The 17,098-nt window shown below is 66.9% G+C and carries 11 protein-coding genes; 1 reads left to right on the top strand and 10 read right to left on the bottom strand.

Going from position 1 to position 17,098, the window contains the following annotated elements; translation table 11 throughout:
• Position 1 precedes the first annotated feature (1 nt).
• The 5 genes from ACTQWE_RS03830 to ACTQWE_RS03850 form a co-directional block, all read right to left on the bottom strand.
• Positions 2-1,021 carry an RluA family pseudouridine synthase gene (locus ACTQWE_RS03830; RefSeq protein ID WP_441855590.1) on the bottom strand — a complete coding sequence of 340 codons (1,020 nt, stop codon included), beginning with the start codon at positions 1,019-1,021 and terminating at the stop codon, positions 2-4.
• A gap of 91 nt (positions 1,022-1,112) precedes the next feature.
• Complete coding sequence (lspA, locus tag ACTQWE_RS03835; protein ID WP_441855588.1) at positions 1,113-1,628, bottom strand: signal peptidase II; 516 nt, start codon at positions 1,626-1,628, stop codon at positions 1,113-1,115.
• A gap of 7 nt (positions 1,629-1,635) precedes the next feature.
• On the bottom strand, positions 1,636-4,449 hold the full coding sequence (gene ileS / locus ACTQWE_RS03840; protein ID WP_441855586.1) for an isoleucine--tRNA ligase: 2,814 nt from the start codon (positions 4,447-4,449) through the stop codon (positions 1,636-1,638).
• A gap of 483 nt (positions 4,450-4,932) precedes the next feature.
• On the bottom strand, positions 4,933-6,816 hold the full coding sequence (ftsH, locus tag ACTQWE_RS03845; protein WP_170103505.1) for an ATP-dependent zinc metalloprotease FtsH: 1,884 nt from the start codon (positions 6,814-6,816) through the stop codon (positions 4,933-4,935).
• An 84-nt stretch (positions 6,817-6,900) separates the two neighbouring features.
• Positions 6,901-7,743 (bottom strand): TrmH family RNA methyltransferase, encoded by an 843-nt coding sequence (locus tag ACTQWE_RS03850; protein WP_441855584.1) that lies wholly within the window; start codon positions 7,741-7,743, stop codon positions 6,901-6,903.
• Between the two features lie 107 nt (positions 7,744-7,850).
• Here ACTQWE_RS03850 and ACTQWE_RS03855 point away from each other — a divergent pair, with 107 nt between their 5' ends.
• Positions 7,851-9,536: a L,D-transpeptidase family protein gene (locus tag ACTQWE_RS03855; RefSeq protein ID WP_441855582.1), complete on the top strand. Its 1,686-nt coding sequence runs from the start codon at positions 7,851-7,853 to the stop codon at positions 9,534-9,536.
• Positions 9,537-10,209: 673 nt separating this feature from the next.
• On the opposite strand, the gene ffh is transcribed toward ACTQWE_RS03855, so the two are convergent.
• The 5 genes from ffh to ACTQWE_RS03880 are packed head-to-tail and all read right to left on the bottom strand — an operon-like array spanning position 10,210 to position 17,043.
• Positions 10,210-11,589 (bottom strand): signal recognition particle protein, encoded by a 1,380-nt coding sequence (gene ffh / locus ACTQWE_RS03860; RefSeq protein ID WP_441855580.1) that lies wholly within the window; start codon positions 11,587-11,589, stop codon positions 10,210-10,212.
• A 6-nt stretch (positions 11,590-11,595) separates the two neighbouring features.
• Positions 11,596-12,501, bottom strand: a complete 906-nt coding sequence (ftsY, locus tag ACTQWE_RS03865; protein ID WP_441855578.1) for a signal recognition particle-docking protein FtsY — start codon at positions 12,499-12,501, stop codon at positions 11,596-11,598.
• Position 12,502: 1 nt separating this feature from the next.
• Positions 12,503-16,039, bottom strand: coding sequence for a chromosome segregation protein SMC (gene smc, locus ACTQWE_RS03870; RefSeq protein ID WP_441855576.1), 3,537 nt, complete (start codon positions 16,037-16,039; stop codon positions 12,503-12,505).
• Between the two features lie 37 nt (positions 16,040-16,076).
• A complete protein-coding gene (rnc, locus tag ACTQWE_RS03875; RefSeq protein WP_170103499.1) occupies positions 16,077-16,781 on the bottom strand; it encodes a ribonuclease III in 705 nt (234 codons plus the stop codon).
• A 10-nt stretch (positions 16,782-16,791) separates the two neighbouring features.
• The gene (locus ACTQWE_RS03880; RefSeq protein ID WP_441855574.1) at positions 16,792-17,043 is read right to left on the bottom strand and encodes a phosphopantetheine-binding protein; all 252 of its coding nucleotides are present in this window, start codon (positions 17,041-17,043) and stop codon (positions 16,792-16,794) included.
• Between the last annotated feature and the right edge of the window lie 55 nt (positions 17,044-17,098).

Raw genomic sequence — 17,098 nt, forward strand, 5'->3', positions numbered from 1 at the left:
CCTAGGACCCTGCCACGAGCAGGGGACAGATCTTCTCCCCCGCTTGGGTGCGGCCCATAGAGCGGTCATGTAGCGATTCTAGTACAGACGAGAGGTCGGGGGGCAGGCGGTCCGCAAGCTCGATGGTCTCTCCAGTAACGGGGTGGTCAAAGCGGATGTGCCACGAGTGCAGGAACTGGCGACGCAACCCCATGTTGGTGCGGTCGTCGCCGCGGCCGTAGAGCTGGTCCCCAACGCAGGGATGGCCCGCGTGACGCATGTGCACGCGGATCTGGTGCGTGCGCCCGGTGTAGAGGTGGCACTCCAGAAGCGAGAAGCCCTCGTCGAACCTGCCGGCCTCGAAGTGCTCGAGCGTGCGGAACGTCGTGATGGCCTCGCGCGCGCCCGGGTCGTCCGAGACCGTCATGCGGAGCCGGTCGCGACGCGAGCGCGCGATGCCCGTGGTGATGGTACCGGAGTCCGGCGCGACGTAGCCGTGCACGAGCGTGACGTAGCGCCTGTCGAGCACGCGCAGGCGGATGAGGTCCTGAAGCGCCTTCTGCGTGGCGTCGTCCTTCGCGCACACCATGAGGCCGGAGGTGTCCATGTCGAGCCGGTGCACGATGCCGGGCCTGTCGTCCCCCTGCAGCATGCCGAGGTGACCGTAGCCGCAGCGCGCGACGAGCGCGTTTGCGAGCGTGTCGTCCACGTGGCCCGGGCTGGGGTGGCACACGAGCCCCGCCTGCTTGGAAAGCACGATGAGGTGATCGTCCTCGAAGCGCACGTCGAGCGGGATGGACGGGTTGGGCGCGAGCGCCCCGTCCTCGGGCTCCGGATCGGGAAGGCGCGCCTGGATGCGGTCCCCAAGGCACACGGTCTCGCTCTTGGACGTCGCGAGCGTCGAGTTTATGGTGACCTCGCCTGCCGCGACGAGCTTTGCGCACGCACTGCGAGAAGGGCATCCGTCCACGCTCGCGAGGAACGTGTCGAGCCTCAGCCCGTCTGACTCCGGGCCCACGAGGGCGTTCACGATGACGGCCATGTCCTTCTCACCCGTTCCTCTCCTTTGCACGGGCGTGGGCCCGGACGAAGCCGGACCCACGCCTTGGGCTTGCGTTGTGTCTTGGCGCCCGCTACCTGCCGCCGGCGTCCGCTTTGGCGCGCTCGCGCCCGGACTCCCACACGTTGTACGCGACAAGCGCGCACACGATGCCGCACGTCACGAAGATGTCGGCGACGTTGAACACCGGGAAGTCGACGAACGAGGTCGCGAGGAAGTCCGTGACGTAGCCGGCGCACAGCCTGTCGACCATGTTACCGACGCCGCCACCCGCGACGCACGCGATGGGCAGCACGAGCGACAGGGGTATGTCCTCGCGCCACACGTACGCGAACGCCACGCACACGACGGCGGCCGCGATGAGCACGAACAGCGGTCCCGCCCCACGACCGAGGCTGAAGGCCGCGCCGTCGTTCTTCACGTACAGGAGGTCCAGCACCCCCGGGATGAGGGTCTGGCGCTCCCCCACGCGCAGGACGGAGCGCACCGCGAGCTTTGTGGTCTGGTCAAGCACCAGCACGAGGCACACGGCGACCCAGAACACGATCGCCCGGGTGCCCCTTGCCGAAACCTTGCTCGTCGCTACCACGCTACCGCTACTCCTCGTCCGCGAGCTGCGCCACGACGTCGTGGCACCTCTCGCACAGGCCGTCCTCGCCGAGCTCGCGCCAGTTCCAGCAGCGCGGGCACTTCTCGCCGTTGGCGGGAAGCACCTCGCAGGAAAGCTCCTCGCCGGCGTGCATGCACACGTCGGAGCACACGAAGGCCTCCGCCAGGTCGCAACCGGTCTGCGCGAGCACGTCGTACTGCTCCTGCGGGAGCGTCAGCTCCGCGCGGGCCGCCTGCGTCGTCTTCTCCTCGAAGACGCCGGACGCCGCGACCTCCTCGTAGGCCTTGGTGAACGCGCCGCGCGCCTCGACGAGCGCCCGGTACGCGGGCAGAAGGCCCTGGTACACGTCCTCGTCGACGGGGTTCTGGTACCAGTCCAGAAGGGCGGCGTACGTCTGGCCGTCGCGCATGGACTCCGGCAGGTACTGCATAATCTCGTCCGTGGTGTACACGAGGACGGGCTGCAGGTCGTGGACGAGCATCGTGAGGATGTGCGCCCACGTCGTCTGTGCGGACAGGCGCTCGTGCGTGCCCTTTCCGCCGCAGTACGTGCGGTCCTTCGTGGCGTTGAGGTATCCGTTGGACAGCTCCGTCACGTAGTCGTACAGGTTGCGGTACACCACGTTGAAGCGGTACTCGGAGTATGCCTTCGTCACGACGTCGTGGACCTCGCACATGTGGGCGAGCGTCAGCTTGTCGAACGGCTCGAGCTCGTCGAACGGCAGGCCGTCCGTCGCCGGGTCGAACTGGCCCTCGAGCTCGCCGAGCAGGAAGCGCAGGGTGTTGCGGATCTTGCGGTACGCGTCGCCGACGTGCGAGAGGATCGTGTCATCGCACGGGACGTCCACGGAGGTGTCGACGGACGCGAGCCACAGGCGCAGGACGTCGGCGCCCTCGTTGTCGCACACGCTGTTCGGGTCGATGACGTTGCCGAGCGACTTGCTCATCTTGCGGCCCTGGCCGTCGAGCGTGAAGCCCTGGCTGATGACGGCCTTGTACGGCGCCTTGTCGTACGCGCCGACCGACGTCATGAGCGAGCTCATGAACCAGCCGCGGTGCTGGTCGGAGCCCTCCAGGTACACGTCCGCCGGGAACTTGAGGTAGCCGCGGTGCTTGCAGACGGCGGTGTGGCTGACGCCGGAGTCCCACCAGACGTCGAGGATGTCCTTGTTCGCCTTCAGGTGGTGGCTGCCGCACTTGGGGCATACGCAGGCGTCGCCCAGGTAGCTCGCAGGGTCCTCAGTGAACCAGGCGTCAGAACCTTCCTTGCGGAAGAGCTCGATCACCTTGTCGAGCGTGTCGTCGTTCATGACGGTCTCGCCGCAGTCCTCGCAGGTGAACGCCGGGATAGGAACGCCCCAGTTGCGCTGGCGGCTGATGCACCAGTCGGGACGTCCCTCGACCATGGAGCCGATGCGCTTAACGGCGTGGGCGGGATAGAACTTGACCTTCTCGAGCTCGTCGAGCGCCTGCTTGCGAAGGCCGGTCTTGTCCATCGAGACGAACCACTGGCTCGTGGCACGGAAGATGACGGGCTGCTTGCAGCGCCAGCAGTGCGGGTAGCTGTGGGTGATGTCCTCGTGCAGGATGAGCGTGCCGCGCTCCTGGAGCCACTCGATGATCTTGGGGTTCGCGTCGTTCACGTTCATGCCGGACCACGGGCCGCCGGTCCCCATGCCGTCGCCCTTGTAGAAGTTGCCGTCGTCGTCGACGGGCATCACGACGGGGATGTTGAAGCGCATGCCCGCGTTGTAGTCGTCGACGCCGTGGCCGGGCGCGGTGTGGACGATGCCGGTGCCGTCGTCGAGCGTGACGTAGTCCGCGTAGATGAACTCACCCTCGACGCCCTGGTCGCCAAAGATCGGCTGCTTGTACTTGTTGTGGCAGAGGTCCGTTCCGGACATGCGCCACACCTCGCCGTCGGCGCGGCGGGCGAGCTCGAAGGACTCGTAGCCAAACTTCTCGCAGTCCTTCTCGACGAGCGCCTCCGCCATGATCTCGGCGCGGCCGTCCACGACGACCGCGACGTAGTCGGCCTCGGGGTGCAGGATGACGGCGTCGTCGGCGGGAAGGGTCCACGGGGTCGTCGTCCAGATGTCGACCCAGAGCCTGCCCTCGTAGGCCTCGAGGCCCTCGGGGACCGTCGTCATCTCGAAGCGCACGAAGATGGCGGGGCTGACCTCGTCGCCGTACTCGATCTCGGCCTCGGCGAGCGCCGTGTGGCAGTGCGTGCACCAGTGCACGGGCTTGCGGCCGCGGTAGATGGCGCCCTTGTCGAAGATCGCCTTGAAGATCTCCACGTCGGTCGCGTCGTAGTCGTGCGTGTAGGTGAGGTAGGGGTTTCCCCACTCGCCCAGGACGCCCAGGCGCTTGAAGCCCTGGCGCTGGGTGTCGACCTGCTCTACGGCCATCTTGCGGCACAGCTCGCGAATCTTCACCGTGGGGAGCTGGTTGAACTTATCGGTCCCGAGCATCTGCTCGACCTTGTGCTCGATCGGCTGTCCGTGGCAGTCCCAGCCGGGCACGTACGGCGTCTGGTATCCGCGCATCGACCAGTAGCGGTTGATGATGTCCTTAGAGATCTTGTTCTGGGCGTGGCCAAGGTGGATCGGGCCGTTGGCGTACGGGGGTCCGTCGTGGAGCACGAACTTCTCGTGCCCCTCATTCTTCTTGAGCAGCTGGCCGTAGACGTCGTTCTCGTCCCAGTCCTTGAGCCTCTCGGGCTCGTGCTGGGCGAGGCCGGCCCGCATCGAGAACTTGGTCTTGGGCAAGTTCATCGTCTTCTTGTACTTGTTTGCCACCTCGTGTCCTTCCCTTTCCTGGGCACCCACGAAAAGGAGCGCCCGTCCCTCCTGCTGGGACGAAGCGCTCCGATTACACTTCGCTTGTGACCACCCAGCGAGCGGATTTCCGCCTTACTCGGTAGACCTGTGTCGGCGGTCTCTCCGGCGGCGCCTACTTGCCGGCGCCACCGGCTTTCGGACCGCAGCTCCGGGGTGATCTTCCCCTGAACGCGACCGCGGGCTCCCACCGTCCCCGCTCTCTCTGGGCCGCCCCGTCCAAGGTACTCTCCCCATCAACGCAGCACGCCGAATGATAGCACTTGCCGGCCGTTCGCGGAACAATCGTGGCGCGGGCCGACAACTAAATTGACATTCTGCATACCCGGGGCTAGCGCCGGGCGAGAAGGACTGTCCATCTCGTCCAGACAAAAACGGGGTCCCGCACGCCGCGGGGCCCCGTCTAAGTCTCTGCGCCTGCGCCCCCCTGCCGAGGGATCCGGGCTACTGCTCGCTTCCGTACTTCGGTGCGAAGCCGTCGTCGCGGTTGAGGATGTTCATGAACTCCTCGCCCGTGATGGTCTCCTTCTTCTGGAGGTAGTGCGCGATCTCGTGGAGCTTGAAGCGGTTGTCGCGCAGGGTCTTCAGGGCAGTCTGATGGCCCTTCTCCACGATGGCCGTCACCTCGTTGTCGATCTCGGTCGCCGTCGCGTCGGAACACGTGAGCTCCGTGCCTCCGCCGAGGTAGCGGTTGCGGGACTCGCCGAGCGCCACCATGCCGAACTTGTCGGACATGCCGAGCTGCGTCACCATGGCGCGCGCGATCTTCGTCGCCTTCTCGATGTCGTTCGCGGCACCTGACGTCATGTGTCCGAAGATGAGCTCCTCCGCTGCGCGGCCGCCGCACAGCACCGCGATGCGCTGCTCGTACTCCTCGCGCGTCGTGAGGTAGTGCTCGTCCTCCTCCGCCTGCATGGTGAAGCCGAGCGCTCCGGACGTGCGCGGAACGATCGTGATCTTCGAGACGGGCGTCTTGCCGTCCTGGACGGCCGCGACGATGGCGTGGCCGGTCTCGTGATACGCGACGACCTCCTTCTCGTGGTCGTTCAGCACCGTGGACTTCTTCTTCTCGCCCGCGATGACCACGTCGACGGACTCCGTGATGTCCTCCTGCGTCACGCGGGAGCGGCCCATGCGGACGGCCCTGAGCGCCGCCTCGTTGATGATGTTCGCGAGGTCGGCGCCGGAGGCTCCCGGCGTGGTGCGCGCCACGAAGCCGAAGTCGATGCCGGGCTCCATCTTCACGTCGTTCGCGTGAAGCTTCAGGATCGCCTCGCGGCCCACGAGGTCCGGTAGCTCGACGGGGATGCGACGGTCGAAGCGGCCGGGGCGCAGCAGCGCCGGGTCGAGCACGTCGGGCTGGTTCGTCGCGGCGAGCACGACGATGCCCTTGTGGTTGTCGAAGCCGTCCATCTCGGTCAGGAGCTGGTTGAGCGTCTGCTCGCGCTCGTCGTTCGAGTTGATCGAGACGCCGCGCTTCTTGCCGATGGTGTCGATCTCGTCGATGAACACGATGCACGGTGCCTTCTCGTTGGCCTGCTTGAAGAGGTCGCGCACCTTCGCGGCACCGCGGCCCACGAACATCTCGACGAACTCGGAGCCCGAGATCTGGAAGAACGGGACGTCCGCCTCGCCGGCGACCGCCTTCGCAAGCAGCGTCTTACCCGTGCCCGGAGGACCAACGAGCAGCGCGCCGCGCGGGCAGCGGGCGCCGATGGCCGCGTACTTCTCGGGGTGGGCGAGGAAGTTCACGATCTCCTGCAGCGACTCCTTCGCCTCGTCCTGCCCGGCGACGTCCTTGAACGTGACGCCGGTCTCCTTGCCCTTGACCTCCTTGGCGTTCGAGCGGCCGAGCCCTCCGCCCATGCCGAAGCCGCCGCCGAAGTTCATGGAGGGTCCGTCGTCACCCATCTGCTTGCGCAGCCTCCTGTTCAGGAGGTAGCCGCCGCCGAAGATGATCGCGATGGGAAGGATGTAGCTCAAGATCATGTACAGCCACAGGTCGTCGCTGTCGTCGGGAATCTCGGCCGAGAACTTCACGCCGGCATTGCGCAGGCGCTTCACGAGCCCCGAGTCGTTCGGGAACTGCGTGGTCTCGTAGGTCACGCCCTCCTTGTCGGTCGTGAACCTGATCTTGCTGTCGCCGGTGTTCAGCTTGACGGTCTTCACGTCCCCGTCGTCCACCATGTCGATGAACTGGCTGTAGCTCACCTCTTGTACCTGGGACTGCGTGATGCTGGGGTACAGGTACGCACGCAGGCCGATTGCAAGCGCGATGGCGATGATCAGGTACACGATCATCGATTGTCGCTTCTTCTTGTCGTCCATATCCGTCCTAATCGGTTTGTCCGCACTGTGCGGCCACCCTGCGGGCCGCACGACTTTCCCCATTCATACCCAAAGGTAGGGTCTTTAGCCACGACGGCGCGCAAACAGCTCCCAGAACGCAACCGCGGAGCTTGCCGCTACGTTGAGCGAGTCCACCCCGCGCGCCATGGGGATGATTACGGTCCGGTCCACGCCGTCGAGCACCGGCCGCGTGAGCCCCGTGCCCTCCGTCCCGAAGAAGAGCGCCGTCCCCTGGCTCTTCCGAAGCGACGGGTTCCGAAGCGACGGGTCGTCCATGCGCACGGCCCTCTCGTCCAGCGCCATCGCAACCGTTTCGAACCCCCTCTGGCGAAGCTCGCCCAGAAGCGCCCCCGGCCACGGGCGAGGGGCGACGGCCCATGGCACCAGGAACACGTTCCCCATTGACACGCGCACCGCGCGCCTGTTGAGGGGGTCTGCGCACTCCGGCGCGAGCACGACGCCGTCAACGCCCAGGGCGGCCGCGTTCCTGAAGATCGCCCCCAGGTTGCTCACGTCCACAAGGCCCTCGAGCACCGCGACGGACCGCGCGCCCTCGAGCACGTCGCGAAGGCCCCTCGCGGCCGGCCGGCGCACGGCCGCCATGTAGCCCCTGGTGACGTTGAAGCCCGTCACCTGGCTCAGCAGGCCCCTATCCGCAACCAGGACGTCCACGTCCTTCTCGCCCAGGCCGGAGACGGCGGACGCCAGCGCGTCCACGTGGCGCTCATCCACCAGGACCGACACCACGTCCAGCCCCCTCTCGAACGCGAGCTTGATCACGAACAGGGATTCCAGTATCACGAGGGCCTCGTCCGGATGAAGGACGCTCCTGAGCTGACGCTCGGAAAGGCGCAGGTAGGGATCGAGCCGACTGTCGGAGAGGTCTTTGATGCGTGAAATTGCCATTGAGTTCGTCACCATTCGTTAGAGGCCGGGCCGTTTGGATAGAATTGTAACCCTGAGAATCCGCGGCCCCAAAGGAGCCGCATCGACCATGGAATCAGAGGCATAACGTGACCGACAAGCAGAGACCTCAGCGCCAGCGCATCGACGTCATCAACGCGCGGGGCGAGAAGGTCGTACAACCCTCGTCGCGGCAAGGAGCCAAGCCCTCTGGCAGGGCAGCGCGCGGCTCGCACTTCAGCCAGCCCGCAAACGGGACCCGGGCGGGAAGGACCGCCACGAAACCGGCACCCGCGATGCCCGCGACGGGCGCCGTCGCGGCGCATGACCCGCACCTTGACCAGGAGGCGATGCGCATCCACGAGCAGGGCGCTGCCTCGCGCGGCCGCAAAGGCGGCCACGGAAAGGCGGTGGCGATTGCCTTGGGAGCCGTCTGCGCTGTCTATCTGGGCGGATGCGCCCTTTGGTCCCACATTTACATGCCGAACACCACCATCAACGGCGAGTCCGTCGCGTTCAAGACCACGGATGCCGTCGCGAAGGAGATGTCCGACAAGCTGAGCAGCTACTCGCTTTCCGCCAGCGGGGACAACGTGAGCCTCTCGCTCACGGGCAAGGACATCGACCTTAAGTTCGACACCTCGGCGTACGCCGCGGACACCATGTCGAAGGTGAACGTCTGGGCATGGCCCGTGAGCATCTTCACCGGAAACGACCTCTCGGCGAAGGCGGACGTGAGCTACAGCAAGGAGAAGCTCGCGGCGATCGTGAAGGCGGCTGTCGACTCCGCGAACCAGAGCGCGACGCAGCCGCAGAGTGCCACCGCGTCCTTCGACGAGAAGCAGGGCAAGTTCGTCATCGTGAAGGAGAAGGCCGGGACCGCCGTGGACGCGGACGCCGTCTCGAAGGCTGTTCGCAAGGCGATCCTGCAGGGCAAGTCCGACCTCGGGCTTGGCGAGTCCGAGCTCGTGCAACCGAAGTACACCTCCGAGAGCACCGAGCTCGCCAAGGCCGTCGAGACCGCGAACAAGTACGTCGCCGCGAAGCAGACGCTCACCGCTAACGGCAAGGACGTCACGACGGTGGAGCCCAAGACCATCGCGCAATGGATTACGTTCGGCGACGACCTGTCCGTCTCGCTCAACACCGACGCCATCAAGCAGTGGGCCTCCGGCGACCTCGCGGAGTCGCTCAACACCGTCGGCGCGGAGCGCAAGTACCAGCGCGCGGACGGCAAGCAGGTCACGGTCTCCGGGGGAACCTACGGATGGAGTGTCGACGGCGACAAGCTCGCCTCCACGCTCGCGTCCAACATCGAGGGCGCGAAGGAAGCCAGCTTCGACGTGCCGTGGTCCCAGAAGGCCTCCGAATGGAATCCCGGCGGAGCCGACTGGGGAAGCAGGTACCTGGACGTCGACCTCACCGAGCAGCACGTGCGCTTCTATGACGGAGGCAAGGTGATCTGGGAGAGCGACTTCGTCTCTGGTGACCCGACCGAGGACCACGCAACCCCCACCGGCGTCTACTCCATCAACGGCAACAAGGGCACGAACCAGACGCTGAAGGGACTGGACGAGAACCACGACGGAGAGCCCGACTACACGAGCCACGTGAACTATTGGATGCCGTTCATAACCAACCTGGTGGCATTCCACGACGCCCCGTGGAGGGCTACGTTTGGAGGCACCGTCTACCAGGGCAACGGTAGTCACGGATGCATCAACCTCCCCGCTGCCGCCGCAAAGCAGCTGTACGACATGACTAAGGTTGGCGACGTCGTGGTGGTGCACTCCTAGAAGAAGGTTACGCAGGACGAGCTGCGAGCCCAGCGAGGCGGTCGGATCCATAAGGTTCCGACCGCCTCTTTTGCCAAGCCCGCGTCTCGGCCCGCCAGCACCGCACGCACCAGGGGCGAGCTTGCGGAATCGTGCGAACTCACACACGGTGCGCACCCGCGGCACTGGCGTTCCCGCACACACCAGGGGCGACCTTGCAAGATCGTGTGAACTCGGGCCGGGTGCGTTGCGCCCCTGGGGCCGCCGTGGCGGAAACCCCGTGGTGTGTGACCCCATGATGGTTAAACGATTTATGGCTCGGCCAACCTACCTGCGATCATGTGGAATCGAACCAAACGCGGACGTAGCACACCCGGGGGATTCTCGCATTTCGCGAAGCACACCCGCGACTTCGTGGCACGGGACCCCTTTTTACGCAACGCACCGGGGTCGAGCTTGCAGGTTCGCGCAAACTGGGGCCGGGTGTGTACCCGCGTCCCAGCCGCCCCCGCACACACCAGGGGCGAGCTTACGGAATCGTGCGAACTTGGGCCGGGTGCGTACCCGCGGCGCCGGCGCCCCCGCACGCACACCCGCGGATGACCTTGCGTGACACTCACAACAAAAGACGGACCGACCCCCCAACGGGAGATCCGGTCCGCCATAGCAGCTGAACTTTTGGGAGCGCACCGAACTAGAACGGCATCTTTCCGCCCATGCCCATGTTGCGCATCATGTTGGTCATCTGGCGGCGCGCCTTGCGGGAGTTGCCGCCTCCGTTGGTGAGCTGCCGCATCTTGCCCATCATCTTGTCCATCTCGGACCACTGCTTCAGGAGCTGGTTCACCTCCTGGACGGACCTGCCGGAGCCCTTTGCGATGCGCTTGCGCCTCTGGCCGTTTATGGTCTTGGGCTTCGCGCGCTCCTGCTTCGTCATGGAGTGGATCATGGCCTCGATGCGCGTGATCTGCTCGTCGGAGACGGCGCCGCCCGCCTGCTCGAGGGCGCGCTCCCCGCCCGGGAGTGATGCCAGGATCTTCTTGAGTCCGCCCATCTTCCGGATCTGCTGCATCTGGGTGAGCATGTCGTCCATCGTGAAGCCCTCGCGCAGCATGCGCTCGGCGTCGTCGATGTCCTTCTGGTCCGTTACCCTCTGGGCCTCCTCGATGATGCTGACGACGTCGCCCATGCCGAGGATGCGCTTCGCCATGCGGTCGGGGTGGAACACCTCGAGGGAGTCGGGCTTCTCGCCCATCGAGACGAACTTGATGGGCTTGCCGGTGACCTCGCGGACCGAGAGGGCGCCGCCGCCACGGGCGTCGCCGTCGAGTTTGGACATGATGACGCCGTCGAAGTCGACGCGGTTCGCGAACTCGCTCACCACGTTCACGATGTCCTGGCCGGTCATGGCGTCCACCACCATGAGGACCTGGTCGGGCTTCACCGCGTTCTTGATGTCGACGGCCTCCTGCATCATCTGCTCGTCTATCTGCAGGCGGCCGGCCGTGTCCACGATCACGATGTCGTTCAAACCGTCTACGGCGCTCTGGATGGACTCGCGGGCGACCTTGACCGCGTCCTTGCCGTCGCCGCGATAGACCTTCACGCCAATCTCATTGCCAAGGGTCTCGAGCTGATCGGCGGCTGCGGGGCGGTGCACGTCGCACGCGGCCAGAAGCGGGCTGTGGCCCTGACGCTTCAGCAGGAACGCGAGCTTCGCCGCGGCGGTCGTCTTGCCGGAGCCCTGCAGTCCCACGAGCATGATCACGTTCGGGGTGCGGTTCTGCGCGAGGACGAGCTTCGACTCGGTCGTGCCCAGGAGCTCGGTCAGCTGGTCCAGCACGATGCGCACGACGTTCTGCGCGGGCGAGAGCGAGTCGAGCACCTCGGCGGTCATGCACTTCTCCTTGCATTCCGCCACGAACTTCTTCACGACGCGGTAGTTCACGTCCGCCTCGAGAAGCGCCATGCGGATCTCGCGCATGGCGGTGTTGATGTCGTCCTCCGTCAGTCGGCCCTTGCCGCGTAGCTTGCCGAACGTGTCCTGGAGTCGGTCGGAAAGGCTGTTGAACATGAGGTCTTACTCCCCCTCTCCCTCGCCCACGAGTGCGCGGGCGAAGTCCATGGCGTCAAAGGTCTGAAGGTCGTCGATCCCCTCTCCCACGCCGATGCGGTAGATGGGGAGGCTGAGGTCGTGCGATATCGCGACGGCGATGCCGCCCTTCGCGGTGCCGTCCAGCTTCGTGACGATGAGCCCGTCCAGATCGAGCGCCGAGTTGAACTCCTTCGCCTGGTTCAGGCCGTTCTGGCCGGTCGTCGCGTCGATCACGAGCACGACCCGCACGGGGATGCTCGCGCGCTTGCGCGTCACGCGCACGACCTTCTCCAGCTCGCGCATGAGCTCCGGGCTCGTGTGGAGCCTTCCCGCCGTGTCGATAAGCACCAGCTGGGTGCCGTCCTTCTCGGCACGGTCCAGCACGTCGTAGCACACGCTCGCGGGGTCGGCCCCGCGCTCGCGCGTGACGACCTCGACGCCGGAGCGCTGGCCCCACACCTCGAGCTGCTCGATCGCGGCCGCGCGGAACGTGTCGGCGCCGCCGATGAGGCAGCTCTTGCCCTCGGACCTCGCGACGCCGGCGAGCTTGCCGACCGTCGTGGTCTTGCCAGCGCCGTTGATGCCCACGAACAGCACGCAGGACGGCACGTCCTCGAACGGGTCGCACTCCGCCTTGGCGAACTCCGCGGCCAGGCGCCTCGCGAGCGCGTCGCGCAGCTGGCGCGCGGACTTCAGGCCCTCGCGCGCCGCCTGCTCGCGCAGGTCGTCGGTCACCTGCATGGCGACCTCGGCACCTATGTCGCCCATGACCAGCCGGTCCTCGAGGTCCTCCCAGAAGTCCTCGTCCACCTCGCCGCCCATGTAGAACACTTCCGAGAGCGCCTCGCGCGATCGCGCAAGGCCGCGCTTAAGACTGTCGAACATGCCCATGTCAGGCCTCGACCACCTTTCCTGTCTCCTTGTCCAGGCGCTGGCTCACGACGTGGCTCACGCCGTCCGCCTGCATGGACACGCCGTACAGCACGTCGGCCTGCTCCATGGTGCGCCTCTGGTGGGAAATGACTATCAGCTGGGTCGTCTCCTTCAGCCGCTCGATCGCGTCGAGCAGCTTCGAGAGGTTCGAGTCGTCCAGCGCCGCCTCGACCTCGTCGAACACGTAGAACGGAACCGTCCTGGTGCGGTACACCGCGAAGAGGAGCGCAAGCGCCGTGAGCGACTTCTCGCCGCCACTCATGAGTGTCATCTTCTGGATGCGCTTGCCCTGCGGCTGCGCAACGATCTCGACGCCCGTCTCGTCCAGATGGTCCGGGTCCGTCATCTCCAGGTGGGCCTTGCCGCCCGGGAAGAGGAGCGAGAATATCTCCGAGAAGTTCGCGTTCACCTGGTCGAAGACAATCAGGAACTGCCGGCGCATCTTCCGCTCGATGGCCGCGGTAATCTTCGTGAGCGCCTTGCGCGCCTGCTCCAGGTCGGCCACCTGCTCGCCGATGTAGTCGCTGCGCCTCTTCAGGCGCTCGTACTCGTCCATCGCGACCTCGTTCACGGGCCCGATGTTTTGGAGCTCGCGCCTCAGGCGAGAAACGACGCGCTCCGTCTCCGCGCGGTCCTCCGGCTCGGGAAGCGCGAGCGCGTCCTCGAGCACGTAGCCGCGGGACACTATGTCGTTGATGGCGTTCTCCACCTGGACCTCGACCTTGCCCACCTCGACCCTCACGTCACTCGCGGCCGTCTTCGCGCCCTCGAGCTCCGTCGAGGCGCGGTTCACGGCCTCGCGCGCGTCCGCGATGGTCTTCTTCAGCGAGTCGGAGTCCGCCTCGGCAAGAGAGGCACGGTCCTTCAGGCGCGCGGCCCACGCGAGTGCGCGCTCCTGCACGGCCTCGTAGCGCGCGTGCAGCGGCTCCACGCGCAGGCGCAGCACGTCCAGCGCGCGCGAGCTCTCCTCGGTCTGCCTGCGCCGCCTCTCCAGGTCCGCCACCTGGCGGGCAAGCTGCTCCTCGCGCACGGCCAGGTGGTTCCTGCGCTCGACTATGGTCGCGAGCTTCAGCTTCGCGTCGGAGAGCTTGCCCTCCGTCTCGCTCTCCTCGCGAGACGCCCTCTGCCGCTCGGAGCTCGCCTCCTCAAGCTGGCGCGACAGGTCGCTCGTGCGCTCCTCCGCCTCCTGGGCGGCTCGCTTGTGGCGCTCGACCTCCTCGCGCGCCTTGCTCGCGCGCTCCGCTGCCGCGGCGCGGTTCTTGCTCACCTGCGCGCGCTCGCTCTCCGCCTGCCTCAGCTGCGCCTCGAGGCGCCCCACCTCTGACGTGGCAGAAGAGAGCTCGCCGTTCAACCTCGCGACGTCGCCCTTCACGCGCGCGCTCTCGTCGCGCGCATCGGAAAGCTCGCGCTCGGCCACGGCGATGGACTCCCCGGCCTTCGACAGCGCGTCCTCGAGCCCCGGCATCGCCTCGCGCAGCGCGCGGATCCTGCGTTTGCGTTCGAGCGCGCCCTGCTCCGCGCCGGAGGCCGCGCCCACGGTCGTGCGCCCGTCCGGCAGCACGGTCACCCCCTGCGGCGTCACGTACGTGAACGCGGGCGCCTCCGCGTGCGCCTCCACGGCCTCGCGAACGCCGTCCACGAGCCTCACGTCCCCCAGCAGGGCGTCCACCAGGGCGTGCGCGCCGTCCCTCACCGTGAGCGCCTCCGCGACGCCCCTGCCCGGGGCACCTGAAGCGTCCGCCGTCCCCGGCGCCGCGTCGAGCGACACGATCGTGGCCGCGCCCTTCGCGCTCTTGCCAAGGGCCTCCTCCACAAGGCCCACCACGCCGTCGGCGTCGCGCGCCACGAGTGCGGAGAGGTCCTCGCCCAAAAGCGACTCCACGACGCCCTCCAGCTCGGCCGGCGCCTCGAACAGGTCCGCCACGCGGCACTCGATCGCGTCCGGCCGCGCCTTCGCGAGCGCCGCCACAAGGGCGCTCGCGTTCTGAGTCTGGCGGTCCACGGCCTCCAGGGCGGAAAGCGTCGCCTTTGAGGAGGACAGCCTCCCCCGCGCGTCGCCCTCGGCGGAGCGCGCCCTCGACACCGCCTCCTTGCACTCGCGGATGCGCCGAGAAACGCCTTCCTCCCGCTCGCGGGCCTCTGCCAGCGCCGCCTCCGTCCTATCCCGTTCCGCGCGCCTGCTCTCGAGCGCCTCCGTCGCCGTCTGGGCGCCGTCCTCGATCTGCTTCAGGCGGCTCTGGAACATCTGGTCCTCGACCTCGGCGTTCGAGATCTGGTCGCGCAGCTTCGCGAACGCGAGCGTCTCGGCGTCCGCCGTGCGCTGCGACGCACGCACGTCTCCCGTGAGCTGCGCCACGCGCTTGCCCAGCTGTCGCCGGCGCTCCGCCGCCTCGCGAGCCGCGGGCCCAAGCTCGCTCACGCGCTTCTGCAGGTCGTCCGCCTCCACGCGCGCGTCTGAGTACTCGCCCTCCACGCGCTCGTGCTCCTCGGCGGCCTCGCGCGACTGGCGCTCCATGGCAGACAGGTTCATGCGCATCTCGGAGAGGCGCTCCACCATGTTCTTGCCCTTTTCCTCCAGAAGGCGCATGTCGGAGTCCATGCGTCCCAGCAGGTCCTGCATGCGGCGGCGCTGCTCGCCCAGGTCCCCCACGAAGATGCCCTTCTGCTCGAGGAGGGACTGGTACTTCTCGAGGTCTCGGTTCTTCTCGTCCAGGCGGTACTGCGCCAGCTCGATCGCGGCGTCCGCCTCCTTGCCGCGCGCGGCGAGCGTGCCGTAGCGGTCCTGCAGCCGCCGCAGGTCGTCCACAAGAAGCGTTGTCTCGAGCTCCTGCAGCTGCCTCGTGACGTCACGGTGGTGGCGCGCCTTGTCCACCTGGCGCTCCAGCGGGCGCAGCTGGCGGTTGATCTCGCGCTCGATGTCCTTCGCGCGCGTCAGGTTGTCCTGCATCGCCTTCAGCTTGCGCTCCGAGCGCTCCTTGCGGCGGCGGTGCTTCGATATGCCGGCGGCCTCCTCCACCAGCTCGCGGCGCTCCTCGGGGCGGCTCGCCAGGATGGAGTCCAGCTTGCCCTGGCTGATGATGGAGTGGGTGTCCTTGCCGAGGCCGGAGTCGTGCAGGATGTCCGTGATGTCGCGTAGCCGCGACGGCGCGCCGTTGATGAGGTACTCGGACTCCCCGGAGCGGTACATCCTGCGCGTGATCGCGATCTCCGAGAAGTCGATCGGCAGCGTGTGGTCGGTGTTGTCCAGCACGATCGTCACCTCGGCCAGGCCGACGGCCTGCCTGCCGGACGACCCCGAGAAGATCACGTCCTCCATCGCCTGGCCGCGCAGCATCTTCGCGCTCTGCTCGCCCAGCACCCACAGGATCGAGTCCGATATGTTCGACTTGCCGCTGCCGTTAGGCCCGACCACGACCGTGAGGCCGGGGTCGAACACCAGCTGCGTCTTGTCCGCGAAGGACTTGAATCCCTTGAGCGTGAGCGACTTCAGATACACGTCGTGCTTGGCCTTTCCGGGCCGCGGTCCGCGGCGCCTACTCCCCTGCCTGCTGGTAGCCCATGCGCTCGAGCGCGTCGAGCGCCGCCGCGGACTCTGACTCCTTCTTCGAGCAGCCCGTGCCGCGGCCCACGCGCTTGCCGTCCACAAGCACGACGGAGGTGAACGTCGGCTTGTGCGCCGGGCCCTCCTCGCCCTCGAGCTTGTACTCCGGGGCGCAGCGCATGTCGCGCTGCGTCACCTCCTGCAGGCGCGACTTCGGCGATATCGGCCTCTCGGCCAGCTTCGGCGAGATGTACGGCGACAGCGTGCGCCGCACGAAGTCGTGCGTCGCCTCGTAGCCGGCGTCCAGGTACAGCGCGCCCACGATGGACTCGTACACGTTCTCGAGCGCGGAGTGCATGCCGCGCGCGCCGGTGCCCTTCTCGGACTCGCCGAACACGATGACGTCGCCCACGCCCAAGCTGCCGGCGACCTCCGAGAGCGTCTTCCCGCTCACGAGCGAAATCTTCATCCGCGTGAGCCCGCCCTCGTCCAGGGCCGGGAACGCTTCGAACAGGTCCGTCGCCACCATGGCGCCCAGGATCGAGTCCCCGAGGAACTCGAGCCGCTCGTAGGAGGCGCTCACGGGCTGCCCCTCCACGGCCGAGGGGTGGGTGATTGCAGAAGTTATGAGCGTCCTGTCCTTGAACTCGTGGCCGCAGATCTTCTCCGCCGCCGCGACCCTCTGATGCATCTTCAAGCGCCGCTCCCTAGAGCTGGGCCTGCACGAGGTCGACCGTCTGGCCGATCGTGTCCACCGACTTTATGTCGCCGCCGTCAAGGGCGTCCTCCAGCGAGATGCCGAACTCCTCCTCCAGCGCGACCATGATCTCGAGCTGGTCAAACGAGTCGGCGCCCAGGTCCTTCAGCGTCGTCGCCTCGGAGAGCTCGGCGTCGTCCGCCAGGCCCAGCGAGTCCTTGACGCAGGCGATGACCTTCTCGGTAATCTCGGCGCGTTCCATGTTCGCTCCTTACGTTGCAAAATTCCCTATGCGAGAAAAGCCTATGGGGCCAATT

Source organism: Parafannyhessea sp. LCP19S3_B1 (genome assembly GCF_052121955.1).
Taxonomy (GTDB): Bacteria; Actinomycetota; Coriobacteriia; order Coriobacteriales; family Atopobiaceae; genus Parafannyhessea.